Here is a 26,843-nt window from a genome sequence, read left to right as displayed (position 1 = left end):
CGCCGGCGGCCACGCGTCGCCGGGTATGCCGGGGCGCGGCCCGGCGCCCCGGCACCAGCGGGGCGGCCGCTATTTGCCGGCGCGCCACACCGCCACGCCGGCAAAATCGCCGGCGGCGCGGTGGGAGGCCGCGCTGGCCGCCGCGGCGGCCAGCCGCGCCTCTTCGGCCTCTACCGTCTTGCCGGTATCGATGAACAGCGCGGCGATGGTGCCGACGGCCAGCAGGCAGGCGGAAATCACGAAGGGCACGGTGTAGCTTCCCGTTGCCTGGATCAGCACGCCAAACACCACGGGCGAGATCATGCCGGCGATGCCGAAGCCGGTGTTCATCATGCCGCCGGCGGTGCCCGCGTACTTGCCCGCGATGTCCAGCGGCAGGGTCCACAGCACGGGATTGGTGATCTCCAGGAAGAAGAACGACGCGCTCAGCAGCAGGACCGCGACGACCGGATCGCGCACGAAAACCACCGGTCCCAGGAAAACCAGGGAGCCCAGCATTCCCGTGACGAGCACGGTGCAGCGCGCCATGCGCAAGCGCCCGGTTTTCTTGTACAGGTGATCCGAGACGACGCCGCCCAATGTGTCGCCGATCACGCCGGCCAATAGCGGCAGGGCCGTGAACAGCGCGAGTTGCTTCAGGTCGAAGCCGCGCGCTTCCTTCAGATAGGACGGCAGCCAGGTCAGGTAGACCCACAGCAGCCAGCCGTAGCAGAAGTCCACGAAGGTCACGAGCCACATGCGGCGCACCAGGATGCGCCATGGCGTCCTGGCGTCGCGGGCGCGTTCGCAATCGCCCTTGCGGTAGCCGATCTCGGCCATCTCGCTCGCGTCGACCCGTCGATGCTGTTCCGGCGAATTGGTGAACACGAAGGCATACAGCGCGGTCCAGACCAGGCTGAGCACGCCCAGCAGCAGGAAGGCATCGCGCCATCCGCCGAAGGCGATGACCACCAGGACCAGTGGCGGGGTAACGGCGCCGCCCAGGCGCGCGAAGCTGTGGGTAATGCCCTGGGCGAAGCCGCGTTCCGTGGCCGGCATCCAATAGGTGAAGGCACGCGTGGCGGTGGGGAACGCGCCGCCTTCACCCACGCCCAGCAGGAAGCGCAGCATCACCAGCATGCCGACGCTGCCGGCAAAGCCCGTGGCCAGCGTCGCGACTCCCCAGATCAGGGACAGCACGATCAGTACCCGCTTCGGTCCGTACTTGTCGGCCAGCCAGCCGCCGATGATCTGCATGGCGGCGTAGGGATAGGCGAAAGCCGAGAACACCAGGCCCAGCTCGGTGCTGGTCAGCCCCATCTCCTGGCGGATCATGGGGGCAGCCACCGAAATGTTCACCCGGTCGATATATGAAATGAAGTACATCAGGCACATGACCCCCAGGATGATGTGGCGGGTCTTCACGTGCGGTAGTCGCTTTCCCATGTCGTCTCCTCCTGTCTGCGCCGGTTATCCGGTCGATTCGTGCCGTTCGCCTTCTTAACAGGCCCTAGGGCAATAGCTTCAGGCGCTGCACCTTGCCCGAGGGGCCGCGCGGCAGCTCGGCCACGGTGCGGAATTCCTTGGGTGTTTTGTATCGGCCCAGCTCGCGCAGGCAATGCGCGCGCAGATCGTCGAAGTCGATGCGGTCGCCGCGGGGTACGACGAAGGCGATGATTTCCTGGCCGTAGGCGGGATCCGGCATACCGACGCTGGCCGCCTCCAGCACGCCGGGGTGCTTGAGCAAGGCTTCGTCGATCTCGCGCGGCGCGATGTTTTCCCCGCCCTTGATGATCAGTTCCTTGGCGCGGCCGTTGATATAGAAGTAGCCTTCGGCATCGCGGTAGCCCAGGTCGCCGGTCCGCAGCCAGCCATCGTCGGTGTAGGCCTTGCGCGTTTCTTCGGGCTGCTTGTAGTAGCCACGCATGACCTGCGGGCCGCGCACCACGATCTCGCCGCATTCGCCCGGCGCGGCCGTGCGGCCGTCGGGCAACAGCACCTTGGCCTGCGCGCCGCAGGGCAGGCCGATGCTGCCCACGCGCCGCCGGTCCGCGGCAAGCGGGTTGCTGAACAAGGGCGCGGCCGTTTCCGTCATGCCCATGGTTTCGATGACGCCGATACCGAAGCGTTTTTCGAAAGCGCGATGATGTTCCGGCGGCAGGGCGGCGGACGCCGAGCGGCAAAAGCGGATGCGGCGCAGGCCTTCGGCATCGACGGCCTCTTCCCCATTCAGCAGATAGGCGACGATGGTGGGCACCACATTGATCCAGGTGCAGCGATGGTCGATGACATCGCGCCAGAAAGTGCGCGCGGAAAAGCGCGGCGGCATGACGACCGACCCGCCATGCGCCAGCGGCGCCAGCAGCGTCACCACCAGGCCGTTGATGTGGTACAGCGGCAGCGACGCCATCACCCGGTCTTCCGGGCCCAGGCGATGCTCCGCGCTGATGATTTGCGCGTTGGCGACCAGGTTGGCGTGCGTGAGCAGCACGCCCTTGGGCGTGCCCGTGGTGCCGGAGGTATACATCAGCAGCGCATCGTGGCCGGGCGCCGGCGCCTCGGACCGGGCGGATGCGCCGGCATCATCGGAGCGTGCCGCGATGGCGGCGCCATCCAGGGCCACATCCAGGTCCAGACCCAGGTCCATACCCAGGTCCACATCCACGCCCACCTCCGCGGCTGCACCCAGGCCCGGGTGCGCGCCGGCATCACGGCATCGCTGCCCGGGGGGCGCGGCCTCGCCATCGGCGAGCACGGCATGGCCTGCCGGAGACGGCCGCCATGCCATCGCGCCGTCGATGCATACCGGGTGCGGCAACCCCGCGTGCCCGTCCGCGCGCAGTTCGGCCAGCGCCGCGTCGATGGGACCTTGCGTCGCGGCGGTCGTGAAGACCAGCCGGGAGTCCGAATGGCACAGTATGTGGCGGGTCTGGACCGGCTGGCACAGCAGGTTGATGGGATTGGCGACCAGGCCGCTGTACATGGCGCCCAGCAGCAGGCGCGCGGCGTGGATGCAATTGCCCATATAGACGGACACCACATCGCCACGCCGCAAGCCCTGCTGGCGCAGGCGGGCCCGCAGCGCGCGGCAATCGGCCTGCAGCTGGCCGTAGGTCAGGATCGTCGCCGGCCGGCCCGGCGCGTTGTCGTCGTCCAGGGCGATCAGGAAAGGCGTGTCCGGATGCGTCGCCGCGCGGGCGTCGATCAGGTCGCGGATGGTGCTGGCGCCGCTCATTGTCCGTACCTCTCGAAAAAGTCGCCCAATACATCGTCCAGCTCCGGGACCCGTTCCTCGATGGGATGGGCGACGCGTGTGATGTTCAGGTAGTGCCGGTAGTTCAGGTTGTCGGAAAAGTTGTTGCGCCCCCACGTACCGCAGCCCATGGACAGCGAGAACGGCAGGCCGTTGTCGAAGTTGCCGCCGGTGGCGAAGCAGTGCGATTGATTGACGATGACGCGGGCTACCGGAAGATCGCGCGCCAGGGATTCGGCGCGCTCCGGCGTCGCGGTATGCAGGCCGACCGAATGTCCCGCGCCCATATAGGCGTAGATGCGGTCGACGATGTCCGCGGCATGCGCGAAATCGCGCGCACGGTAGACGGCCAGCACGGGCGACAGCTTCTCTCCGGAAAATGGATGATCCGGGCCATAGCCGTCTTCCTCGGCCATCAGAAAGCCGGGCTGCCGCGCGGCAATGGCATGCAAGCCGGCGCGGGTGGCCAGCGTGGCGGCGTCCCGCGCCGTCATGGCGTGCGACAACTTGCCTTCCTGCCACATCGCGCGTTGCAGCGCCGCCTTGCCGGCGGCATCCAGCAGGGCGCCGCCGGCCGCGGCAAGCTCGTCCAGCATGCGCGCGTAAACGGCATCCTCGATCACCACGCTGTTCTCGGACGAGCAACTGGTCGCGTTATCGAACATCTTGGAGCGGGCGATGCGTTGCGCCGCGAGCCGCAGGTCCGCGCTGGCGTCGACGATGGCGGCGACGTTGCCGGCACCCACGCCGAAGGCCGGTGTGCCGCTCTGGTAAGCCATGCGGACGTTCGACTGCGATCCGGTGGCGACCACCAGGTCCGCTTGCCGCATCAGTTCGGCGGTGGCCTGTTTATCGACCGGCGCGGGCAGCATCTGGACGAGCGCGGCGGGCAGTCCGCAGCGATCCAGTTGGGCGTGCGCGTATTCCAGCAGCCGGGCGCAGGTCGAATGGCCCTTGGGCGAAGGCGCGACGATCACGGCATTGCCGCACTTCAGCGCGTTGATGATCTTGTTGGCGGGCGTCGCGGCCGGATTCGTCGACGGCGTGATGGCCGCCACCACGCCCACCGGCCTGGCGATTTCCACCAGGCCGCGCGCCGGGTCGCGCGAGATGACGCCCGTCGTCGGCACGCCGTGCAGGTCGCGCATCAGGCCCAGCGTTTTGCGATGGTTCTTGCGTATCTTGTCCGGGACATTGCCCAGTCCCGTGTCGGCGACCGCGAGCTCGGCCAGCGCGCGGTTGCGGTTTGGCTCCATGATGGCCCAGGCGACTGCCTGGGCCGCGGTGTCCAGGCTTTGCTGGCCCCCGGCCAGCAGCGTTCGCTGCGCCGCGCGGGCCTGTTCGATCATGGTGGCGATCTGGGCGGAACTGGCGCCGGTCTTCGCCGGAACCGGGGCGGCAACCGCCAGCGTTGCGGAGGCGTTCATGCGTTTGCTTCCTTGCAAGAGAACCGGCCCTCACTCTAGGTCCACTCGCACCGCAGCAAAGTCCCGTTTTTTTCAACTCGCGCGCCTGCTTTCCTCGCTAGAATCGAAATAAACGTTTTTCGGGACCGATGTTGTCCCGAAAAACAATAAAGTCATCGCAAAAATACACAGAGCATAAGAAGAGGGGACCGCTGGAGGAGGCATGACGAATTGGAATCAATCCAATGCGGCGGCCGTGCGCGCTTTCCGGGTGCTGGAAACCCTGGCCAGCGCGGGCCGTCCGCTTTCGATGACCGAGCTGGTGGAGACGCTGGGCCTTCCCAAGCAGACGGTGCATCGGATTCTCGGCCAGCTCACCGATGCATGGCTGGTGACGCGCGGCGCGGGCGACCGGCTCTATGAATGTTCGTCGCGGGTGCGCCAGCTGGCGGTAAACGTGTTGATGCACGCCGGCCCGGCGGCGGCGCGTCACGCCTTGCTGGAACAACTCGTCGAGCGCATCGGCGAAACCTGCAACCTGACCATGCTGTCCTGCAACGACGTCGTTTACGTCGACCGCGTGGAAACACGCTGGCCGCTGCGCCTGCATTTGCAGCCCGGCTCGCATGTACCGCTGCACTGCTCGGCCAGCGGCAAACTGCTGCTGAGCTTCCTGCCGCACGAGCGGCGCGAGCGCGTCCTGGCCACGCTGCCCCTGAGAGCCTATTCCGAGCGCACCATCGTCGACAGGGACCGGCTGCGCGAAGAACTTGCCCTGACGCGCAAACGGCGGCTGGCGGTGAACGACCAGGAACACCTGCAGGGCCTGATCGCGATCGCGGTGCCGGTGATGCTGGACCGCACGCGCGCCTGCGCCGCCATCGCGGTACAGGCGCCGGTAGGCCGGGTCACGCTGGAAGACCTGGAGGCCTTCGTGCCGGACCTGCGCGCGGCCGCGGCCAAGACCGCGGAAACCTTTCGCCTGTAGAAGGGGCAGCCGCCGCCTGGGCAGGGCTACAATAGCTCGTCTCATTTTCCGGAACGGCTGGCATGACCAAGGCGGATACCCCGACGCTGCGTTCGTTCGCATTGCTGGAGCACCTCGTGCGGGCCGAGCGGCCCGTTTCCCTGGCCGAAATCGTGCAGGAGTTCCCCGCGCCCAAGGCCTCGCTGCATCGCATGCTGGCCTCGCTGGAGGCGGGCGGCCTGGTCATCCGCGAGCCAGGGCAAAAGAATGCCTACGCCATCGGGCCGCGGCTGGCGCAACTGGGGCTGGGCATCGTGATGCTGGCCGGCGAGCGGCGCCAGCGGCATGCCATCCTGTCGCGGCTGGTGGCCGAACTGGGCGAGACCTGCAACCTGACCATGCTGCACGAAAGCGAAGTGCTCTACCTGGACCGCATGGAAGCGCCCTGGCCGCTGCGCCTGGACCTGAAGCCCGGCTCGCATGTGCCGGCGCATTGCACCGCCAGCGGCAAGCTGCTTCTGGCCATGCTGCCGCGCCCGCGGCGGACCGCGCTGGTCCACGCATTGAAACTGCAGGGCCACACGCCCAATACCATCACCGACGTCGAGCTGCTGGAGGCCGAACTGGACCGCATCGGCCGCAAGCGCATCGCCATCGACAACGAGGAGTTCCTTACCGGCATCGTTTGCGTGGCCGCGCCGGTGATGGACGAGAACGACGTCTGCCTGGCAGCGATCGCGGTGCACGCGCCGGTTCCGCGCACGCCGCTGTCGCGCGCGCTGGAGTTCGTGCCGCAATTGCAGCAGGCCGCGCGCGAGCTGGCCAAGACCTTCTAGCCGTCGCGCAAGCAGGCAGCGGGCGACAGGCCGGGCCGACCGGCTAGATCACCTCGTCCCGCAGGTAGTACCACTTGTACAGCAGCGCCTGGCCGATGCGCCGGAAGGGCGCGAAGACGTGTCCCGGCAAGGGCGAGTTGTAGATGGGCAGATCCCAGTGCGCGCCCGCCTGGCCCATCAGGCGTTGCGCCATGCGGCGGCCGGCGGCGGCGGAAAACGACACGCCGTTGCCGCCATAGCCGCAGGCGTAGTAGATGTGCTGCGACGGATCCGGCTGCGCGATGCGCGGCATCATGTCGTGGCTGACGTCGACCCAGCCCCACCACGAATAATCGATGTCCACATCGCGCAGCGCCGGGAACTTGCGCGCCAGGCCTTCCCGCAGCAGGTTCAGATGGCGCGGATGCCGCGCGTCCGCGCCCGACACGGCGCTGCGGCTGCCGATCTGCATGCGGCCGTCCGGCAGCAGGCGATAGTAGAAGCGCAGCGTGCGCGTATCGGTGATGAATACCGTGCTGCGCAGGCCGGCGGCTTCGCGTTCGGCGGGCGTCAGCACCCGCGTGACCATCGAGTTGGACAGGATGGGCATGATGCGGCCCGACAGGGCCGGATGCAGCCCCTGGGGCGTATAGCCGCCGGTGGCCACCGCCACCCGGCGGGCGCGCACCTCGCCTCCGGGGGTTCGCAGGCGGTGCACGCCGCCCACGGTATCCCAGCCCTGGACCGGGCTGGCGGTATGCACGCGCACGCCGAGCGCGCGCGCCTGCCGCAGATAGCCGTAGGCGAGCTTCAGCGGATGCACGCCGATGCCGTCCGGTTCCAGCAGGGCGCCCGCCGCCTCGCGGTCCGCCGTATAACGCGCATGCAGCTCCTCGCGGCTCAACATGCGCGTGTCGTAGCCGAATTGCTCGCGCATGACGCGCGCCTCGTTTTCCAGGAAAGCCATCTTCTTGGCGCGATGGGCGGTGTAGAGATGGCCGCCCGGCTGGGCGTCGCACTCGATGGTGCCCACGAGGCTCTTCCAGTACTCGAAGCCTTCACGTATCTCCGCATCGAGCCGGCGCGCGGTTTCCAGGCCCCAGCGCGCGATCCATTGCGATCGATACAGGCGGCCGGAGGCGTTCTGGCCCTGGCCGCCGTTGCGGCTGGTGCACCCCCATGCCGCGCGGTTGGCTTCGAGCACGACGGCCTGCACGCCGTGGTCGCGCGCCAGCGCGAGCGCCGTGGCCAGGCCCGTGAATCCCGAGCCGATGATCGCCACGTCGACGTCCATATCGGCCCGCACGGGGCCGTCGTCCGGCGGCGGGGCACCGGCGGACGCGACCCAGTACGTGGGCGCGTAGTCCTGTCCCAGGCCGGTCGGCGAAACGAGCGGGTCGAACAAGGGATCGTAGGGGGCCGGGCCGGCGCCGGGCGGGACGCCGGCGGTAGCGGCCGGGGAGGGCGTGGGAACGTATGCGGCCACGATGAATCCCCAGGTAAGGGAAGCGGAAGGAAATGACCGGCGTCAGGCGGACGCAGCTTGGCGCGCGGGCAGCGGCGGCCGGTTCTTGCGAAAGGCGTTCTTCACCAGGATCTTGCCGTCGCGGAATACGAACAGGTCGACCATGTTGGCTTCGATGCGCGTGCCATCGGCCTGGGTGCCGGTGAAGGTCGATTCGGATACGCCCCGGTCCCCCGCAACCCAGTGCGTGCCGTTGCGCCATTGCGCGTCGGGCACGTTCTCCCAAGCGGCCGCGAAGGCCCGGCGCACGGCCTGCGGGCCGACGTGGCGGCTGCCGTAGGACTCCGGGCCGGCGACGGTTTCGAATACGCAGTCCTCGTGCATGAACGACATCAGGCCATCGATGTCGTGGCGATTCCAGGCGTCGGCGAAAGCGGCCAGCATCTCGGCGCTGACGGTGGCGGGCATGGGCGGTCTCCTCGCGGTTTCATGGTGAACGTGCGGCACAGCGTACGTAGCGCGGCGCGCGCGGCTAAGTACCAGAGCGCCGCGTTCGATGGGTCCAGGCGGATGCAGGTTCCGGTTGACAGCGGGCCGTCCGGCGCCTAGAGTTGCCAAAAATAAGTGGTATGAAACGTTCCGTTTTTCGGAATGAACGACAACCCCCACGATTCCGCCAGACAACGGCGAGGAGACCCTCCCATGACATCCAGCACCGCAAATCCCCCGAGTTCCGGCCCGCAGCGCATGACGCCTTCCGAAGCGTTCGTGGAGACGCTGGCGGCCAATGGCGTGACCGACATCTTCGGCATCATGGGCTCGGCTTTCATGGACGCGATGGACATCTTCGCGCCCGCCGGCATCCGCCTGATTCCCGTCGTGCACGAACAGGGCGCCGCGCATATGGCCGACGGCTATGCGCGCGTATCCGGGCGCCATGGCGTGGTCATCGGCCAGAACGGGCCCGGCATCAGCAACTGCGTGACGGCCATCGCCGCCGCCTATTGGGCGCACACGCCCGTGGTGATCGTCACCCCGGAGGCAGGCACGATGGGGATCGGGCTGGGCGGTTTCCAGGAAACCAACCAGTTGCCGATGTTCCAGGAATTCACGAAGTACCAGGGCCATGTGACCCATCCCGCGCGCATGGCCGAATTCACCGCCCGCTGCTTCGATCGCGCCATGGCCGAGATGGGGCCGGCCCAGCTGAACATCCCGCGCGACTACTTCTACGGCGATATCAAGGCGGAAATCCCGCAGCCGCGCCGGCTGGACCGTGGCCCGGGCGGCGACGAAAGCCTGGAGCAGGCGGCGCAGCTGCTGGCCCAGGCCCGCTTTCCGGTCATCATCGCCGGCGGCGGCGTGGTGATGGGAGACGCGGTGGAGGAATGCCGCGTACTGGCCGAACGGCTGGGCGCGCCGGTGGTCAATAGCTACCTGCACAACGATTCGTTCCCGGCCCGTCATCCCCTATGGTGCGGGCCGCTCGGCTACCAGGGTTCGAAGGCGGCGATGAAGCTGATCTCGCGCGCCGACGTCGTGCTCGCGCTGGGATCGCGCCTGGGGCCCTTCGGCACCTTGCCCCAGCATGGCATGGACTACTGGCCCAAGGACGCGAAGATCATCCAGATCGATGCCGACCACAAGATGCTGGGCCTGGTGAAGAAGATCACCGTCGGTATCTGCGGCGACGCCAAGGCCGCGGCCAAGGCCCTGACGAGCCGGCTGCAGGGCAAGACACTGGCCTGCGACGCCACCAAGGCGCAGCGCGCCGACGAGATCGCCGGCGAGAAGGCCGCCTGGGAGAAAGAGCTGGACGAATGGACGCACGAGCGCGATCCCTACAGCCTGGACATGATCGAAGAGCAGAAGCGCGAGAAAACCTTCAGCGGCGGCCAATACCTGCATCCGCGCCAGGTGCTGCGCGAACTGGAAAAGGCCATGCCGCCGGACGTCATGGTGTCGACCGACATCGGCAACATCAACTCGGTGGCCAATAGCTATCTGCGCTTCGACAAGCCGCGTAGCATGTTCGCGGCCATGAGCTGGGGCAACTGCGGCTATGCCTTTCCCACCATCATCGGCGCCAAGGTCGCGGCGCCGCACCGGCCCGCCATTTCGTATGCCGGCGACGGCGCCTGGGGCATGAGCATGATGGAAACCATGACCTGCGTGCGCCACAACATCCCGGTCACGGCGGTGGTCTTCCACAACCGGCAGTGGGGCGCGGAAAAGAAGAACCAGGTCGATTTCTACAACCGCCGCTTCGTCGCGGGCGAACTGGACAATCAAAGCTTCGCCGCGATCGGCAAGGCGATGGGCGCCGAAGGCATCGTGGTCGACCGCATCGAGCAGGTGGGCGAGGCGCTGCGCAAGGCCGTGGACCTGCAGATGAACCATGGCAAGACGACCATCCTGGAAATCATGTGCACGCGCGAGCTGGGCGACCCGTTCCGGCGCGATGCCTTGTCCCGGCCGGTGCGCTATCTGGAAAAGTACAGGGACTACACCTGACCGGCGGCCATCGCTGTCGCCACGGCCGGCGCCATCGCGCCGGCCGCATTCCAGCCTTGGGTTCCCCGCGAGGTACGCCATGCTTGCCTTCGATCACATCCTGGAAGCGGCGCGCGACGATCCGCGCCGCATCGTCCTGTGCGAGGCCGAGGACGCCCGCGTGCTGCGCGCGGCGTCGCGCGCCCAGCGCGAGGGCATTGCCCGCGTCGCGCTGGTAGGCGACACCGCTCGCATCGCCGGGGCCGCCCGCGGGGCGGACGTCGTGCTCGACGGCATCGAAGTGCACGACCCCGCGGCGTCCCCCTTGCGCGAGGCCTACGAGGACGCGTTGTTCCGCTTGCGCGAGGCCAAGGGGATGAGCCGCGAGGCCGCCCGGCTGGCCGTGCGCGATCCCTTGTGCTTCGCCAACCTGATGGTGCGGGAAGGCCAGGCGGACGGCGCGGTGTCCGGCGCGGTGCATACCACCGCCGACGTCGTGCGCAGCGCCATCCAGATCGTCGGCGTGGACCCGGCCTTCCGGCTGGTCTCCAGCTTTTTCATGATGATGTTCTGCGAACCCTATCATCGCTGCCAGGGTGGAATGATCTTTTCCGATTGCGGCCTGGTCGTCGATCCGGATGCCGCCCAGCTCGCCGATATCGCCGTGGCGGCGGCCGACAGCGCGCGCACGCTGCTGCACGAAGAGCCGCGCGTGGCGATGTTGTCCTTTTCGACCAACGGCAGTGCCAGGCATCCGGCCGTCGACAAGGTGGCCGAGGCCGTGCGGCAGGTGCGCGCGCGGCGCCCGGAGCTGGCGGTCGACGGCGACGTGCAGCTGGATGCCGCGCTGGTGGAGGAAATCGCCCATCGCAAGATCCCCGATTCGCGTGTGCATGGGCACGCCAACGTGCTGGTGTTTCCCAGCCTGGAAGCCGGCAATATCGGCTACAAGCTGGCCGAACGGCTGGCGGGCGCGAAGGCCATCGGGCCTTTGCTGCAAGGCCTGCGCAAGCCGGCCAACGATCTGTCGCGCGGCTGCGAGGCGGACGATATCTACCGCGTCATCGCCGTTACCGTGGCGCAGGCGCAGGCCATGGCGTCGGCGACTTCCATGATCAGCCGCGTATCGACCGGGCGCGACAGGTCCAGCGCGATGCCGCGGGTGTAGTAGGGCGACAGGTCCTGGCCCACGCCGACCGCCAGCACGGCGGTCTGCCGCGCGGCCTGCAGGCGCGCGACCACGTGCCGCAAGTGGCTATCGAGGTAATCGGCCCCGTTGGCCTGCACCGTCGCGGCATCCATGGGGCCGCCGTCGGAGAACACCACCAGCAGCCTGCGCGGCGCGCCCTGCTTCGCCAGGCGCGCGGCCGCCCACTGCACGGCTTCGCCGTCGACCCCTTCGCGAAACAGATCGGGCTTGAGCAGGGCCGCGATATCGGCCCGGGCGCGGCGCCAGGAGCGGCCGGCGGGCTTGAAGACCAGATGGCAGACTTCGTTCAGCCGGCCGGGATGCGGCGGACGGCCCCGCGCCATCCAGTCCAGGCGCGCCCGGCCGCCATGCCAGCCGCCCGTCGTGAAGCCCAGCACCTCGGTCGGCACCGCCAGTTCGTCCAGCACCCGCGCCAGCGTATCCACAATGGCCGCCACGGCTTCGATACGATTCTTCATCGAGCCCGAGCAATCGATCAGGAAGTTCACGGCGGCATTGGCGCGGCGCCGCAATTGCGGTTGCCGGAATACATCGCGCTGCGCCGGCGAGCTGACCAGCCGCGCCAGGCGCCGGCCGTCCAGGCGGCCGGTTTCCTGGCCGAAGGACCAGCCGTCCTCGGTGGGCGCGCACATCGCGGCGGCCAGGCGATGCGCCAGGCGCGTCCGGTTCAGGCTTTCGGTGGCGATGCGCCGGTCCAGCGTCTCGCGCAGCGCGCGCAGCTGTGCCGGGCGGACCAGGCGGCCGGCGTCCGCTTCGGCGTCGTACCGCCGCGTGTAGACGCGATAGTCCCGATAAGGCGTGGCCGGGGGGACGTCGCCGCCATCCCCCGCCGTGGCGGCGCGGTCGCCATCCGCATCCGGCGGCGCCGGTAGCGGCGCGAAGTCCAGCCGCGCGGCGCGGGCATCGCGGGGCTGCGATACCGCCCGCGCCGGCGCGGCCGGCTGCGACGCCAGCAGGTGCGCCACCCGGCGGGCAATATCGCGCGCGGTCTCGCCGTAGGCCGCCTGGTCATGGCGCCGCGCGGGCAGTTCGGCCATGGCCTTGCCCAGAATGGGCGAGAGCACGGCGCGCGGCATTTCCATAAGGCCTTCCAGCGGCTCTGGCAGCGGCCATCCCGTCAGCCGCATCCAGGCCAGCTGCGTGACGGCGAACAGCAGCAGGCCGCTTTCGCTATCGGCCAGCCGCGCCTGCGCGAAGTCCAGCGACCAGCCCTGGAACAGCTGGCGCAGGTTGCGGCGCAGCCCCGGCATATGCGCCGGCGCCAGGCTTTCCGCCCGCAGCTGTTCCAGCAGCTCGACGACCAATGCCTGCGCGCCGTCGGGCGGCAATATGCGCCGGTGCAACCGCGCGTCCGAATGCATCAGGCGCATGGCGGCGGCATCGGCCACGCCGCGCAGGGCTTCGATATCGTCCTGCCCGGAATCGCGGCGCAGGTGCGGCGCGGCGAAGGGCATGGCGGCGTCGCCGCGCCACAGCATGCCGTCGCGGTAATGCAGCGTGCCGTCGCCCGTCAGGGCGCGCAAGGTGGCCGAGCACAGCGCCAGCAACCGACGCTGACGCGTCAGGCGGGCGGCATCGGCCGTCATCCGCGGCCCGATGCCGGCGCCGCCGGCCCGCCGTCCAGCTCGACGTCGAAGCAGCGCTGGAAGTATTCGCCCACGATGGGCCGCTCGGCTTCGTCGCACTTGTTCAGGAAGCTCAGGCGGAAGGCCAGGGCCATATCGCCGAAGATCCGCGTGTTCTCGGCCCATGCGATGACGGTGCGCGGGGACATCAGGGTAGAGACGTCGCCAGCCGCGTAGCCGCGGCGGGTCAGCGCCGCCAGGCGCAGCATGGCGTCCAGCCGCGCGCGGTCCTGTCCGGTGTCCATGTCGGGAACGCGCGCCAGTACGATGGCCGCTTCTTCCTCGTGCGGCAGGTAGTCCAGGGTGGCGACGATGTTCCAGCGGTCTATCTGGCCGTGGTTCAGCGCGTGCGTGCCGTGGTACATGCCGTTCAGATTGCCCAGGCCCACGGTGTTGGCCGTGGCGAACAGGCGGAAGCCGGGGTGGGGCGTCATCACCAGGTTGCGCTCCAGCAATGTCAGCCTGCCGTCCTTTTCGAGGACGCGCTGGATGACGAACATCACGTCGGGGCGGCCCGCGTCGTATTCGTCGAAGATCAGCGCCATGGGGCGCCGCAGCGCCCAGGGCAGGATGCCTTCCTCGAATTCCGTGACGTTGTGGCCTTCGCGCACCTTGATCACATCCTTGCCGATGAGATCCAGGCGGCCGATATGGCCGTCCAGGTTGACGCGCACGCAGGGCCAGTTCAGCCGGGCGGCGACCTGTTCGATGTGGGTGGATTTGCCGGTGCCGTGCAGGCCGTGCACCAGGACGCGCCGGTTGTGCATGAAGCCGGCAAGGATGGCCAGCGTGACGTCGCGGTTGAAGCGATAGGCGGTATCGATCTCCGGCACGTGCTCGTCGCGCTCGTCGAATACCGGCACCATCAACGGGGTGTCGATGCCGAAAAGGCCGCGCGCGGAGACAAATCGGTGGGGATGATCGGTGGGCGTCACGGCAGCCGGCTCCGGAGTTCTATATCGATTTCCGGAACAAATCATACCGGAATTATCCGGGCAAGGCCGTCCGAGCCAGGTGGCGGATCGGAATGGGCGGATTTCGGGACCGCGCCGGCGGGCCCTAGCCGACGTGGTGGCGCAACGGCGCGGCCGTGCCGGCCAGCGTTTCCTCCGGCCCGGCGCCCAGCAGGATGGCGCGCAGGCGCGCGCCGGCCTGCTGCAGCAGCGGCAGGCTGGCCAGCAGTTCATCGACGGTCTTGCGCGCCGTCGGGCCGTGGCAGGCGACGGCGGCGATCATCTGGTCCTGTGCGTCCAGTATGGGCACGGCCACGGCCACCATACCCAGAATGAATTCCTCGTCGTCCACGCCGAAACGCCGCGCGCGCGGTTCGGACAATTCGCGTTCCAGCACGTCCGCGCGCGTGGTGGTGTTGGGGGTGTGCGCGTCCAGCCGCAACAGCTCCAGCATGCGGCGGCGCGCGGGCCCGGGCATGTGCGCGAGGAACAGTTTGCCGCTGGCGGTGCAGTGCATGGGAACGCGCACGCCGTCGCCGAAGTGCAGGCCCAGCGGATGGGGCGCCTCGACCCGCGCGATGTACAGCACCTGGTCGCCGTCCAGCGCGGTCAGGTTGCAGGTCTCGCCGATGTCGTGCACCAGCTGGCGCAGCACCGCCACGCATTCGCGCGGCACGGGCCCGCCTTTCACCATATCCAGTCCCAGGGTGCGCGCGCGCGGCCCGGGCAGGATGCCGCCGGAGTGCGGCACGCGCACCAGCCAGCCGTCCTGCTGCATGTCGCGCACCAGCCGCATCATGGTGCTCTTCGGCACATGCATGCGCGCGGCCAATTGCGCGAGCGTCGGCGGGGCGGTCGAGCGCGCCACGGTTTCCATCACTCGCAGGACGCGCAAGGCGCGCGCGGCATCGGCAGTGTCGGTCATGTTGACGGGTCTTCTTGCGACGGTGTAATCGTGGTGGCGCGATCCGGGCGTGCCGGTAGTGACGCGATATGCGCGGTTTCCGTTTCAGTTTCGCGTTTGTTGCGCCGCGTCAGTCTGCGCCTCGTGTGGCGCGGCGACAGAATAGGCCACAACGTAGCGTAGGGGCCGTGCAAAAACAAGCTCCAGTGCGGTATGGCCTGCATGCAGGCAGGCCATCCCCGCACGGCCACCCGCGCGCGACGGAGACAAAAGCATGAAGCAGGAGTTCGACTACATCGTCGTGGGCGGCGGTTCGGCGGGCTGCGTGCTGGCCAACCGCTTGTCGGCGTGCGGCCGCTACACCGTTTGCCTGGTCGAGGCGGGGCCGCCGGATCGCAATCCGTGGATTCATCTGCCGATCGGCTACGGCAAGACCATGTTCCACAAGACCTTGAACTGGGGCTTTTATACCGACCCCGACCCGGGCATGAACGGACGGCGCATTTACTGGCCGCGCGGCCGCACACTGGGCGGCTGCAGCTCCATCAACGGGCTGATCTACATACGCGGCCAGCAGGCCGACTACGACGATTGGGCACGGCAGGGCAATGCCGGATGGGGCTGGGACGATTGCCTGCCGTATTTTCGCAAGCTGGAATCCAACGACCTGGGTCCCGCGCCCACGCGCGGCACGGACGGCCCGCTGCATGCCACGTCGATCAAGACCCGCCATCCGCTGGTCGATGCATTTATCGAAGCCGGGCGCGCCCATGGCCTGCCGCCGCGACAGGATTTCAATTCCGGCGAGCAGGAGGGCGTCGGCTATTACCAGCTGACGACGCATCGCGGCCTGCGCCGCTCCACCGCCGTGGCCTATCTGCGGCCGGCGCGCCGGCGGCCCAACCTGACCGTGCTGACGCAGCGGCACGTTACCGCGATCGTGCTGCGCGGACGCCGTGCCGCCGGCATCCGGATGCGCACGTCCGACGGGACGGTGCAGGAACTGGGCGCGCGCCGCGAGGTGCTGCTGGCGGCCGGCGCCTTGAACTCCCCGCAGCTATTGCAGCTGTCCGGCATCGGCCCGGCCGCGCTGCTGGGCGAACTGGGCATCCCGGTGCGTGCCGATGTGCCGGGCGTGGGCGAAAACCTGCAGGATCATCTGCAGGTCCGGTTGATCTACCAGGTCAGCCAGCCCATCACCACCAACGACGATCTGCGTACCTTGCACGGCAAGACGCGCCTCGCGCTGCAATGGCTGCTGTACCGCGGCGGCGCGCTGGCCGTGGGCATCAACCAGGGCGCCTTGTTCGCGCGCGCGCTGGACGAGTCGGATCGTCCGGACATCCAATTCCATTTCGGTACGCTGTCGGCCGACATGGCCGGCGGCGACGTGCATCCGTTCTCGGGATGCACGTATTCGGTCTGCCAGCTGCGGCCGCAATCGCGCGGCTATGTGCGGCTGCGCAGTCCCGATCCGCTGCAGGCGCCATCCATCCAGCCGCGCTATCTGTCGACCGAGCTGGACCGGCGCACCGCCATCGCCGGCGTGCGCTATGCCCGCCGCATCGCCGACACGGACCCGATGCGCCGGCTGATGGCGGCCGAGTTCCGTCCCGGGCGGGACGTGCGCAGCGACGACGACGTCCTGGATTTCTGCCGTGCCCAGGGCGCCACTATTTTCCATCCGTCCGGTACCGCGAAGATGGGACCGGACAGCGATCCCATGGCCGTGGTCGACAGCCGCTTGCGCGTGCGCGGCGTCGATCGATTGCGGGTGGTGGATTGTTCCGTGATGCCCACGCTGGTGTCGGGCAATACCAACGTGCCGGTGGTCATGATCGCGGAGCGGGCGTCGGACATGATCCTGGAGGATGCCCGCGCCAATGCGTAGCAAACGCGCCGATAGAGCGCATGGGGCGCCCGGCCGGGCGTACCCGGAATACACCTAGGATCGGTGTCCCGCGAGGTGGGTGCCGTAAGAACGAGAGGAGACAACCATGGAATATCACGCAGAACGTTCGCAGGTCCGCCGTGTCGTCACCGCTTCGGTGATCGGCGCGACCATCGAATGGTATGACTTCTTCCTGTATGGGGTCGTCGCGGGCATCGTATTCAACAAGCTGTATTTCCCCGCCGGGGATCCTTTGGTATCCACCTTGCTCGCGTACGCCACCTTCGCGGTGGGATTCATCGCACGGCCGCTGGGCGGCGTGATCTTCGGGCACTTCGGCGACCGCATCGGCCGCAAGAGCATGCTTATCCTCACGCTGATGATCATGGGCATATCGACGGTGCTGATCGGGCTGGTGCCGACCTATGACAGCATCGGCCTGTGGGCGCCTGTCGCGCTGCTGTTGCTGCGGGTGGCGCAGGGTATCGGGCTGGGCGGCGAGTGGGGCGGGGCGGTGCTCATGGCCTACGAATTCGCGCCGCAAAAGGACCGCGGCTTCTATGCCTCCATCCCGCAGATGGGTCTTTCCATCGGCCTGTGCCTGGCCTCCGGCGTGGTCGCCTTGCTGTCGGCCTTGCTGACGGATGCGCAGTTCATGGCATGGGGCTGGCGCGTCGGCTTCCTGCTGTCCGGCCTGATGGTGTTCGTCGGCCTGTACATCCGCCTGAACGTGCAGGAAAGCCCGGAGTTCGCCGAAGTGAAGCGCCGCAACCGGCAGACCGAGCTGCCGTTCGCCGATATGATGCGGCGCTATCCGGGCAACATCCTGAAGGGCATGGGCGCCCGCTACGTCGACGGCGTGTTCTTCAATGTCTTCGGCGTATTCGTGATCTCGTGGCTGACGCAGAACGTCAATGTCAGCCGTGGACAGGCGCTGGGCGGCGTGATGGCCACGGCCATCATCATGTGCTTTTTCATTCCCTATTTCGGACGCATGTCCGACCGGGTGGGACGCACCCGGGTGTACTTCTGGGGCGCCATCGTCAGCGGGGTATCCGCCTTTCCGGCGTTCTGGCTGATGATGACCAGCGGCGGCAATCCGCTGGTGCTGTGGCTGTCCATCATCATCCCCTTCGGGATCTTCTACGCCGCCGTCTACGGGCCCGAGGCCGCGCTGTTCTGCGAGCTGTTCGATACCCGCGTGCGCTATACCGGGATTTCCTTCGTCTACCAGTTCTCCGGCATCTTCGCCTCCGGCATCACGCCCATGATCGCCACGGTCCTGGTGCGCGCGGGCAACGGCTCGCCCTGGTATGTCTGCGGCTACGTGCTGTTTTCCGGACTGGTGTCGGCGTGGTGCGCCAAGGCGATCCAGAGCCAGATCGTGCGCAACCAGCAGCCCGCCGCCTACACGGCCGCGCCGCCGGCCTGATGGCATGCGCGGCACAAGGCCGGGCCTGGGCCGGGTGCCGCGCCGCGGGAGCGTCGACGGCCTTTAGGCCGGGACGGCCACGGCCTGGCGCTCCAGTTCGCGCACGACCCGGGCAAGCACGTCGATGCCCGCGTCGATGCGCTCCGGAGCGATGGAGTTGTATCCCAGGCGCATGGTGTTCAGCGGTATCCGCGCCGCGTCCTTGAAGAACACGTCGCCGGGCTCGATGACGACGCCCCGCGCCAGCGCCGCCTCGGCAAGGCGGTTGGTATCCAGCCACGCCGGGCCGCGCACCCAGCACGAGGAACCGCCCGTCATGGGCACCGCCTCGAAGTCCGGCAGGTGCCGCCGCAGCGCGTGACTTAACGCCTCGGCGCGTTCCTGGTAGGCCTGGGACTGGCGCCGCAGCAGGGCATGGTGGTGACCCAGGGCGATGAACAGCGAGAAGGCGCGCTGGATATAGGCCGAGGGGTGCCGCAGCATCAGCCGGCGCAGCGCGCGCAGTTCGACGATCAGCTCGCGCGGGGCGACGATATAGCCGATGCGCAAGCCGGGCGCGAATGCCTTGGACAGGCTGCCGACGTAGATGACATTGCCGCCGCGGTCCAGGCTCTTGAGCGCGGGAATGGGCGCGTCGCCATGGCGGTTCTCGCTTTCGAAGTCGTCCTCGATGATCATGCAATCGGCGTCGCGGGCCAGGTCCAGCAGGGCCTGGCGGCGGTCCATGGGCATGGTGACGGTGGTCGGGCATTGATGGCTGGGCGTCACGAAGATGTAGTCGCACGCCGCCAACTGGGGCGTGACGCGCAGGCCGTGCTCGTCCACGGGCAGGCCGGACAGGCAGGCCGTGCGGCTGGCGAAGATATTGCGCGCGTCGGGATAGCCGGGGTCTTCGATCCCCACCGCGGTGTCGCAATTGACCAGCAGGTCCGCGATCAGATAAAGCGCGTGCTGCGCGCCCACGGTAATGACGATCTCGTCCGCGCCGGCCCAGACGCCGCGCCGCGGCAATACCTGGGTACGGATCTGCTCGACCAGCGCCGGGTCGTCATGCGTGATCAGGTCCGGCGCCCAGCTGCGGATATCCAGGACGGAGAGCGCGCGGGTGCAGCATTCGCGCCATTCGGCCGTGGGAAACAGGCCGGCGTCGAACTGTCCGTAGACGAAGGGATAGGGCATCTTCTGCCAGTGCGCGGGCTTGACGATGTTGCGCTGCGCCGAGGGGCGGAAGCGCAGGCGCCGCTGCCAGCGGTTCCCGGCGTCGGGCATGGCCGCCAGCGCGGGCGGCGGCGCCGAGGGCAGCGCCAGCCTGCCGTCCAGCACATCGTCGCTGACGAAATGGCCGCTGCGCTCGCGCGAGACCAGATAGCCTTCGCAGACCAGCTGCTGGTAGGCGAATACGACGGTGTTGCGGGCAATGGCCAGCTGGTCGGCCAGGTGCCGGCTGGATGGCACGGGGGCGCCGGGCGGCAGATGGCCGGACAGAATCGCCGACACCAGCATTTGCCGCACCCGCTCCTGCAGGCTCAGCGCGCTGCCGATTTCACGTTCGAACAACTGGCCCCACATGACGGTGTGGGCCCGGGCGGCCTGGCAGGACATGGTGTTCCCCGTTGCGCGTCGCGCGGCATGCCGCCGCTGTCATGAGTCGTCCCCTTGCGCAAGATACACCGCGGGGCACGGCGGTAAAACCGGTGCCTACCCTTACCGTGGCCGCGCACGGGCCGGCAGGCACCTCGGCATGCGGCTCAGATGCGGCCTTTCCAGGGGACGAGGATTTTCTCCAACTGGCGCACCAGCAGGTCGAAGCCGAAGGCGAAGGCGCCGATCACGATGATGCCCATGATCACCGTATCGCTGGCGAGGAATTGCGCGGCGTTCAGCACCATGAAGCCCAGTCCGCGGTCCGCCGCCACCATCTCGGCGGCCACCAGCGTGGTCCAGCCCACGCCGATACCGATCCGCATGCCGGTGAAGATTTCGGGCATGGCCGCCTTCAGGATGACGTGGACGATGATCTGCAGCCGGCTCCCGCCCATGGCGTAGGCCGCATGGATCTGTTCGATGGATACCGACCGCACCCCGGCGCGGGCGGCGATCGCCATGGGCGCGAATATCGCCAGGTAGATCAGGAAAATCTTGGGGAACTCGCCGATGCCGAACCAGATGATGACCAGCGGCAGATAGGCCAGCGGCGGCAAGGGGCGGTAGAACTCGATGGGCGGATCCAGGACACCGCGCGCCACGCGGCTGACCCCCATCAAAATGCCCGCCGGAATGGCGGTCAGGCAGGCCAGCGCGAACGCCCCGAAGACCCGCGAAAGGCTGGCCTGCGTATGTTCCCACAGCGTGGAATTGGCCACGCCGTCCACCGAGGCCTGGATGAACTTCTGGTAGACGGCCTGGGGAGAGGGAAGGAACAGCGGCTTGACCATGCCGGTGTTGGTGACCAGGAACCACAGGCCCAGCAGGGCGATGGCGGTCAGCAGGCTGATATGGCCGCTGTAGCCGGCGCCCGGGGCGCCGTAGACCTTGCCGGGCGGGGCTGGGCGGCTGCCGCGGCTGCGGTCAGGCATGGAGGATGGCCGTCTCGCCGGCGGCGCGCTCGTCGCCATAGATGATGCCGAGGATGCGCTCGCGCATTTCGATGAAATCCTGACTTGACTTGATGGCACGTGCATCGCGCGACTCCAGGAACCGGCGGTTGAAATCCAGGGCGTACGTATGGGTGATGCGCCCCGGCCGCGGCGACATGACGATCAGCCGCGACCCCAGGAACAAGGCTTCCTCGACGCTGTGCGTGATGAAGAAGAACATCTTGCCGGTGTGCTTCCAGACGTCCAGCAGCAATTCCTGGATGGTTTCGCGGGTCAGGGCATCCAGGGCGGCCATCGGCTCGTCCATCAGCAGCATGGCGGGGTCGCAGGTCAGCGCGCGCGCGATGCCCACGCGCTGCTGCATGCCGCCGGACAGCTGGTAGATCATGTGCTGGTGGAAATCCTGCAGGCCGACCAGCGCCAGGTTGCGCGTGGCGCGTTCGCGGCGCGTCTGGCGCGGCACGCCTTGCAGGCGCAGCCCGAACTCGACGTTCTGCACGACATTCAGCCAGGGCAGCAGGGCGTGCTTCTGGAACACCACGCCGCGATCCGCGCCCGGGCCGTTGATGTGCCGTCCGCCCAGGGTGATCTCGCCGGTGCTGGGCGACAGGAAGCCGGCCAGCAGGCTCAGCAGGGTGGTCTTGCCGCACCCGGAGGCACCCAGGGCGACCACGAAATCGCCTTGCTCCATGGTCAGGTTCACGCCCTGCAGCGCCGTGACCGGTCCGCTGTCGCGCATCCCCGGATAGGTCACGCTGACATCGCGCAGCCGCAGGCAATCGGTCTGTTCCATCGTCCGCCGCTCCGCCTCTACTGCGCCGCGGCCGCTTTGGCGTAGCGATCGGTGACGAACTCGCTGTAGTCGCCCAGGGCCTTGTCGATCTGCTTCTGCGATTGCAGGAAGGTCGCGCTGGCCTGCAGGGCGCGCACCGCGCCGCCTTGCTTGCCGCCGCCCAGCCAGGTGGCCGACGCCTGTGCGTCCGCCACGGGGTAGTCCAGCAGTTTCAATGCGTCGATCATGTCCTGCGGCTTGCCGCCGATCAGGCGGACCATGCCCTTGATCTGCGGCGAGTCGACCGTCCAGGTCTTGCCATTGGCGCGGTAGTCGGCGTACGCCTTGGCCAATACCCCGGTGAAGGCGGCCATGAAGGCCGGGTTTTTCTGCGCCCATGCCTTGTCCGCGACGATGCCGTCGAAAGTCGGCACGCTGGCCTTGCCGATCTCGTCGGAGTCCGCGATCGTCTTGCCCGACTTCTGGATCTCGGTCAGCGCCGGCGGCCAGACGTAGGCGGCGTCGATGTCGCCGCGCTGCCAGGCCGCCACGATCTGCGGCGGCGTCATGTTCAGGATGCGCACGTCGCGCGGCGGTATCTTCCACACGTTCTCCAGCCCGACCAGCAGGTGGAAGTGCGAGGTGGAGACGAACGGGACCGCGATGCGCTTGCCCTTGAGATCCGCGGTGCTATTGATGCCGCTGCCGTCGCGCGCCACCAGGGCTTCGGATTTGCCGATGTTGTCCAGAATCCAGAACAGCTCCAGCCCGACGCCGCGGGTGGCCGCGGCGGTGATGCCAGTGGATCCGAGCACGCCGACGGGGACGTTGCCGGAAGCCAGCGCGGTGGAAATATCGCCGCCGGACTTGAACTGCCGCCAATCGATCGTATAGCCGGCCCGCTTGGCCGCGGCGTCGAAGCTGCCGTCGGCGATGGCCGTCAGGAAGGGGCCGACGATAAGCTGGTAGCCGACGACCACCTTGGTCTGCGCCAGGGCGGTGCCGCCGGTCAGCAGGGTGGCCAGCGCGAGCAGCAGGGCGCGGCACGCAATACGTGGAAACAATCTCATGGATTTCTCCTTGCGGGCGTCGGCGCGCACGGGCGCCGCTCGGGACGGGGGGTTGCCGGGCCAGTGTGCCCAGAGGCACACCACGGCACTAGGTCCAGATGCCCGCATTAGTAGGAGCCAGAGCGGGCGCCTTCCCTGTGGGAGGCACCGCGTCTAGGTATTACCACTTAGGGAGGAGGCGTGCCCGCCTATCCTATCTGACGAGGAAGCCGGCGCCGACGGGATCGTTGCGATCGAGCGTCCAGCGCGCGGTGCCCAGGATGCTGGCCGTCCCCTTCACCGTGGGCCGCACGGCACGGGTGCCATTGAGGTCGACCGTACCGAGCAGGCAGCCCTCGAAGGTACCGCTGCCCAGCAGCCCTTCCGACAGTATGGGCTGGTTCAAGCCCATTTTGCCGCGCGCCTCGAACATCGCCATCATTGCGCTGGTTCCCGTGCCGCCGGGCGAACGGTCGAGCTGGCCGTGGCTGAAGACGTGGACGTTCTTGTAGAAGGCGCCTTCGATCGTGGCCGGATGCCAGAAGGTGATGTAGTTCAGGTTGTTGATATGCGGCTGGGTCGGGTGCTGGATGGGGTGGCGGGCGTTGAGCTGATCGCGTACGGCAAGCCCCAGCCGGGATAGTTCGCTGCCGTTTTCCGGGGAGATGCGCAGCTTGCTTTGGGTAAGGTCCACGATCCCGAAATAGTTGCCGCCCCAGACGATGTCGGCCTTCAGCTCGCCGTAGCCGGGCACGGTGACGGGCAGGTCCTGGGCCGCGACGTAGGCGGGCACGTTTTCGAATCGGGTCCACAGGACCTCGTCGCCTTCCGATTTCACTTCGGACACGACCAGTCCCGCCGTGGTTTCGAAGCGGATGCGCGTCAGCCCGTCCGCCCCGCGGGGCACCAGGCCAAGCGCCACCATCGCCATGCTGACCGCGATCGTGCCGTGGCCGCACATATGCGAGTATTCGCTGCCATCGATATAGATCAGTCCCGCGTCGTATTCCGGTGTGGACGGCGGCGTCAGGAAGACCCCGAACATATCGCGGTGTCCGCGCGGCTCCCGCATGAGCGCCTTGCGCAGCCAATCGTAATTGGCTTCCAGGAAGGCGCGCTTTTCCAGGATGTTGGTACCGGCGGGATAGGGAATGCCGCTGTGGATGATGCAAAGCGGCTCGCCTTCGGTATGGGTATAGATGACATCGAACACGTCTTGCTTGCGCATGACTGATACTCCCGGATTCAGGTAAGGGATGGGTCGGCAGGAAGATTGGGGGCGCGGGCCATCGGCCCGCCGGGTTCAGCGAGGTTCGGACAGCATGTCCAACCCCACGGTCAGGTCCAGGATCACGATGGCCAGGAAGGCCGCGACGATCGTGGCGCCCGATAGGGCGGCGATGGTCGGATCGATGGTGTATTGCACGTAATTGAAGAGCTTGACGGGGATGGTGTTCAGGTCCGCCGTGGTATTGAAGATCGACAGCTCGACGTTGATGAACGACGAGATGAAGGCGAACAGCGCGCCCGTCACCAGTCCGGGTCGAATCTGCGGCAGCAATACCAGAAAGAAGGTCTGCAGGGGGCCGGCGCCCAGGTCGGCGGACGCCTCCTCCAGCGCGCGCTGTTCCGGTGTCATCATGGCCAGGACGCTGCGCAGCACGAACGGCAGCACGATCACGGTATGCCCGACCAGCAGCGCGGTAAAGCTGCGCGTCAGCCCGAAATACGAGCCGAACTGAAGCAGGGCGGCGCCCAGCACGACATGCGGCAGGACCAGCGGCGACATCAGCAGCGCCGAGATCGCCGCCCTGCCGGGAAACCGGTAGCGGGCCAGCGCCAGCGAGCACGGCAGCGCAAGCACCACGGCAACGGCCGTCGCGGCGCAGGCAAGCATGCCGCTGGTGGCGAACGCCGATAAATAGCTGGGATCGCCCATCAGTTGCCGGTACCACTGCAGCGTCATTCCCTGCGGCGGAAACGCGAGATAGGACGTGGTGGTCAAGGACGCGCCCAGGATGACCAGCAGCGGCAATACCAGGTAGGCGAGCAGGACCCACGACAGCAGGCGTATTCCGATTCGGGCGATCATGGCGAGCTCCTTGCGGGCTGGCCCAGGCGGCTCGCCAGCCCGATTAGCACGAGGGTGAAGACCAGCAGGACGATGCTCAGCGCGCCGCCCTGGTGTACGTTGAATACCGAGCTGTATTGCTGGAAGATCAATACCGACAGCACCGTGACGCGTCCGCCCGACAGCAGGGCCGGCGTGACGTATGCGCTGACGGCCAGCGTGAATGCCATGACGGCGCCCGCGGCCACCCCGGGCAGTGTCAGCGGCAGGGTGACATGGAGAAACGTCTGCCAGGGCGAGGCCCCCAGGTCGGAAGATGCCTGTTCCAGCGCGGGATCGATCCTGGCCAGCGTATTGCCCACGGCCAGCACCACGAAGGGCATCAGGATGTAGACCATCCCGACCAGGATGCCCAGCTCCGTGCCCAGGAACCGTACCGGACGTTCGATCAGGCCCAGGCCCTGCAGGGATTCGTTGACGATACCGTTCCTGCCCAGCATCACCATCCAGCCGAAGGAACGCACGATATTGCTGGTGAACAGGGGCAGCACCAGGATGATGACGCAGACCCGGCGCCAATGCCTCCAGCGCACCAGCCGCACCAGGTACCAGGCCAGGGGATAGCCGAGCAGCAGGCAGGCCAGCGTACTGCCCGCGCCGATGCGAAACGTGGTGGCGATGACGTCCCAGTGATAGCCGTCGGCCAGCACATTGATGTAGTAGGCCGGCGTGAATCCGCCCTGCGCCGGATCGAACACGCTGGCCAGGGCCACGACGCACAGCGGGGCGACGAAGAAGGCCGCGAACAGCAGCAGCGGCAAGCCCAGCAGGGCGGCGGGTACGCGCAGGGACCGGCTCATGACGGCTCCGCGATCAGGTGGACGCGGGAAGGGTCGAACGCCCAGGCGTTGGTCGCGCCTGCCTGCAATCCCGGGCGATCGCCGGCCAGCCGGGCTTGCAGCGGCTGGCCGCCGGCATCGCCCAGGACGACGGTGTGGCTGCCGGCGCGGATGACGTCCGTGATGCGTGCCTGGAACACGACGTGCCCATTGGCCATCGCGCCGCTTTCCAGTATCGCCAGATCCTCCGGACGCAGGACAGCCGTGCCGCGTTGCGGAATGCCGCGCGCGGGCTCGATGGACGCGATGCGCGTTGCCAGCGAGTCCAGGGCGATGGCCGCGCCGCCGGCATCGCGGGTAAACGGCAGCAGGTTGGCCTCGCCGATGAATTCGGCGACGAAACGCGTTACCGGCGCGCGATAGATGTCGGGACCGGTTCCGATCTGTTCGATGCGGCCCGCGTTCATGACCACGATCCGGTCCGCCATGGTCATGGCTTCCTCCTGGTCATGCGTGACGAACACGAAGGAAATGCCCAATTGTTCCTGCAGGTGCTTAAGCTCCAGCTGCATGCGCCTGCGCAACTTCAGATCCAGCGCGGACAGCGGCTCGTCGAGCAGCAGAAGCTTGGGCGCGTTCACGATCGCGCGGGCCAGCGCCACCCGCTGCTGCTGTCCCCCCGACATCTCACGCGGATAGCGCGCATCCAGGCTGGCCAGGCCTACCATTTCCAGGGCTTCGCGGGCCTGGCGAACTGCCTGCGCGCCCCGCACGCCGCGGCGCCGGGGACCGTAGGCCACGTTCTCCAGTACGGTCATGTGCGGAAACAGCGCGTAGTTCTGGAATACCGTATTCAGCGGGCGGCGATGGGCGGGCAGGCGGCTGACGTCCTGGCCCTCGATCGCGATACTTCCCGCATCCGGCGATAGGAATCCGGCGACGGTGCGCAGCAGCGTCGTCTTGCCGCAGCCGCTCGGCCCGAGCAGGGCGACGAACTCGCCTTGCCGTACCTGCAGATCGATCGCTTCCAGCGCGGTATGGCCGCCGAACTGCTTGCGCAGGCCACGGATGTCCAGCAGGACAGGCATTGTGTGTTCCCCGTTCTTGATCGGCACGGCCATG

The 26,843-nt window shown here is 67.8% G+C and carries 22 protein-coding genes; 6 read left to right on the top strand and 16 right to left on the bottom strand.

All coding sequences use genetic code 11. From position 1 onward, the window contains the following. Positions 1–69: 69 nt before the first annotated feature. The 3 genes from CAL28_RS16130 to sauS form a co-directional block, all read right to left on the bottom strand. Positions 70–1,425 (bottom strand): MFS transporter, encoded by a 1,356-nt coding sequence (locus tag CAL28_RS16130; RefSeq protein ID WP_094842314.1) that lies wholly within the window; start codon positions 1,423–1,425, stop codon positions 70–72. Positions 1,426–1,489: 64 nt separating this feature from the next. Continuing rightward, the gene (locus CAL28_RS16125; RefSeq protein WP_094842313.1) at positions 1,490–3,214 is read right to left on the bottom strand and encodes an AMP-binding protein; all 1,725 of its coding nucleotides are present in this window, start codon (positions 3,212–3,214) and stop codon (positions 1,490–1,492) included. Beyond that, positions 3,211–4,659, bottom strand: coding sequence for an acylating sulfoacetaldehyde dehydrogenase (sauS, locus tag CAL28_RS16120; protein ID WP_094842312.1), 1,449 nt, complete (start codon positions 4,657–4,659; stop codon positions 3,211–3,213). Before sauS ends, CAL28_RS16125 begins: the two co-directional genes overlap by 4 nt. A 202-nt stretch (positions 4,660–4,861) precedes the next feature. Here sauS and CAL28_RS16115 point away from each other — a divergent pair, with 202 nt between their 5' ends. Beyond that, complete coding sequence (locus CAL28_RS16115; protein WP_094842311.1) at positions 4,862–5,626, top strand: IclR family transcriptional regulator; 765 nt, start codon at positions 4,862–4,864, stop codon at positions 5,624–5,626. A gap of 62 nt (positions 5,627–5,688) precedes the next feature. Continuing rightward, positions 5,689–6,441, top strand: a complete 753-nt coding sequence (locus CAL28_RS16110; protein WP_094842310.1) for an IclR family transcriptional regulator — start codon at positions 5,689–5,691, stop codon at positions 6,439–6,441. Between the two features lie 43 nt (positions 6,442–6,484). On the opposite strand, the gene CAL28_RS16105 is transcribed toward CAL28_RS16110, so the two are convergent. Both CAL28_RS16105 and CAL28_RS16100 read right to left on the bottom strand, forming a co-directional pair. Further along, positions 6,485–7,906 (bottom strand): NAD(P)/FAD-dependent oxidoreductase, encoded by a 1,422-nt coding sequence (locus CAL28_RS16105; protein WP_094842309.1) that lies wholly within the window; start codon positions 7,904–7,906, stop codon positions 6,485–6,487. Positions 7,907–7,948: 42 nt separating this feature from the next. After that, positions 7,949–8,353, bottom strand: a complete 405-nt coding sequence (locus CAL28_RS16100) for a nuclear transport factor 2 family protein (protein ID WP_094842308.1) — start codon at positions 8,351–8,353, stop codon at positions 7,949–7,951. 234 nt (positions 8,354–8,587) lie between these two features. On the opposite strand from CAL28_RS16100, the gene xsc reads away from it, so the two are divergent. Both xsc and pta read left to right on the top strand, forming a co-directional pair. Continuing rightward, positions 8,588–10,399, top strand: coding sequence for a sulfoacetaldehyde acetyltransferase (gene xsc, locus CAL28_RS16095; RefSeq protein ID WP_176464019.1), 1,812 nt, complete (start codon positions 8,588–8,590; stop codon positions 10,397–10,399). Positions 10,400–10,478: 79 nt separating this feature from the next. Then, positions 10,479–11,546: a phosphate acetyltransferase gene (gene pta / locus CAL28_RS16090; RefSeq protein WP_094842307.1), complete on the top strand. Its 1,068-nt coding sequence runs from the start codon at positions 10,479–10,481 to the stop codon at positions 11,544–11,546. On the opposite strand, the gene CAL28_RS16085 is transcribed toward pta, so the two are convergent. From CAL28_RS16085 to CAL28_RS16075, 3 genes are all read right to left on the bottom strand, one after another. Next, positions 11,432–13,174 (bottom strand): cobaltochelatase CobT-related protein, encoded by a 1,743-nt coding sequence (locus tag CAL28_RS16085; RefSeq protein ID WP_094842306.1) that lies wholly within the window; start codon positions 13,172–13,174, stop codon positions 11,432–11,434. The genes pta and CAL28_RS16085 overlap by 115 nt on opposite strands. Further along, positions 13,171–14,148 carry an AAA family ATPase gene (locus CAL28_RS16080; protein WP_254926145.1) on the bottom strand — a complete coding sequence of 326 codons (978 nt, stop codon included), beginning with the start codon at positions 14,146–14,148 and terminating at the stop codon, positions 13,171–13,173. Before CAL28_RS16080 ends, CAL28_RS16085 begins: the two co-directional genes overlap by 4 nt. A 124-nt stretch (positions 14,149–14,272) precedes the next feature. Then, on the bottom strand, positions 14,273–15,091 hold the full coding sequence (locus CAL28_RS16075; protein WP_094842304.1) for an IclR family transcriptional regulator: 819 nt from the start codon (positions 15,089–15,091) through the stop codon (positions 14,273–14,275). A gap of 253 nt (positions 15,092–15,344) precedes the next feature. Between CAL28_RS16075 and CAL28_RS16070 the strand changes: the two genes are divergently transcribed. Together CAL28_RS16070 and CAL28_RS16065 are read left to right on the top strand one after the other, a co-directional pair. After that, positions 15,345–16,961, top strand: coding sequence for a GMC family oxidoreductase (locus tag CAL28_RS16070; RefSeq protein ID WP_094842303.1), 1,617 nt, complete (start codon positions 15,345–15,347; stop codon positions 16,959–16,961). A gap of 106 nt (positions 16,962–17,067) precedes the next feature. After that, entirely contained in the window at positions 17,068–18,393 is a 1,326-nt protein-coding gene (locus tag CAL28_RS16065) for an MFS transporter (RefSeq protein ID WP_094842302.1), read from the top strand. Between the two features lie 63 nt (positions 18,394–18,456). Here CAL28_RS16065 and pdxR read toward each other — a convergent pair whose 3' ends face one another. The 8 genes from pdxR to CAL28_RS16025 all read right to left on the bottom strand — a co-directional run bounded on the left by pdxR (position 18,457) and on the right by CAL28_RS16025 (position 26,809). Further along, positions 18,457–19,995 carry a MocR-like pyridoxine biosynthesis transcription factor PdxR gene (gene pdxR, locus CAL28_RS16060; protein ID WP_094842301.1) on the bottom strand — a complete coding sequence of 513 codons (1,539 nt, stop codon included), beginning with the start codon at positions 19,993–19,995 and terminating at the stop codon, positions 18,457–18,459. 146 nt (positions 19,996–20,141) lie between these two features. Then, on the bottom strand, positions 20,142–20,969 hold the full coding sequence (locus CAL28_RS16055; protein WP_094842300.1) for an ABC transporter permease subunit: 828 nt from the start codon (positions 20,967–20,969) through the stop codon (positions 20,142–20,144). Then, the gene (locus CAL28_RS16050; RefSeq protein ID WP_094842299.1) at positions 20,962–21,783 is read right to left on the bottom strand and encodes a taurine ABC transporter ATP-binding protein; all 822 of its coding nucleotides are present in this window, start codon (positions 21,781–21,783) and stop codon (positions 20,962–20,964) included. The genes CAL28_RS16055 and CAL28_RS16050 overlap by 8 nt, the downstream gene beginning before the upstream one ends. 17 nt (positions 21,784–21,800) lie before the next feature. Further along, positions 21,801–22,832, bottom strand: a complete 1,032-nt coding sequence (gene tauA / locus CAL28_RS16045; RefSeq protein WP_094842298.1) for a taurine ABC transporter substrate-binding protein — start codon at positions 22,830–22,832, stop codon at positions 21,801–21,803. Between the two features lie 193 nt (positions 22,833–23,025). Further along, entirely contained in the window at positions 23,026–24,039 is a 1,014-nt protein-coding gene (locus tag CAL28_RS16040) for a proline racemase family protein (protein ID WP_094842297.1), read from the bottom strand. A 75-nt stretch (positions 24,040–24,114) separates the two neighbouring features. Then, positions 24,115–24,903, bottom strand: coding sequence for an ABC transporter permease (locus tag CAL28_RS16035; RefSeq protein ID WP_094842296.1), 789 nt, complete (start codon positions 24,901–24,903; stop codon positions 24,115–24,117). Beyond that, entirely contained in the window at positions 24,900–25,742 is an 843-nt protein-coding gene (locus tag CAL28_RS16030; RefSeq protein WP_094842295.1) for an ABC transporter permease, read from the bottom strand. Before CAL28_RS16030 ends, CAL28_RS16035 begins: the two co-directional genes overlap by 4 nt. Further along, on the bottom strand, positions 25,739–26,809 hold the full coding sequence (locus tag CAL28_RS16025; RefSeq protein ID WP_094844665.1) for an ABC transporter ATP-binding protein: 1,071 nt from the start codon (positions 26,807–26,809) through the stop codon (positions 25,739–25,741). Before CAL28_RS16025 ends, CAL28_RS16030 begins: the two co-directional genes overlap by 4 nt. Positions 26,810–26,843 lie beyond the last annotated feature (34 nt).

It is taken from the genome of Bordetella genomosp. 11 (assembly GCF_002261215.1).
Classification (GTDB): domain Bacteria; phylum Pseudomonadota; class Gammaproteobacteria; order Burkholderiales; family Burkholderiaceae_B; genus Bordetella_C.
This window is presented reverse-complemented; position numbering and strand designations above follow the sequence as displayed.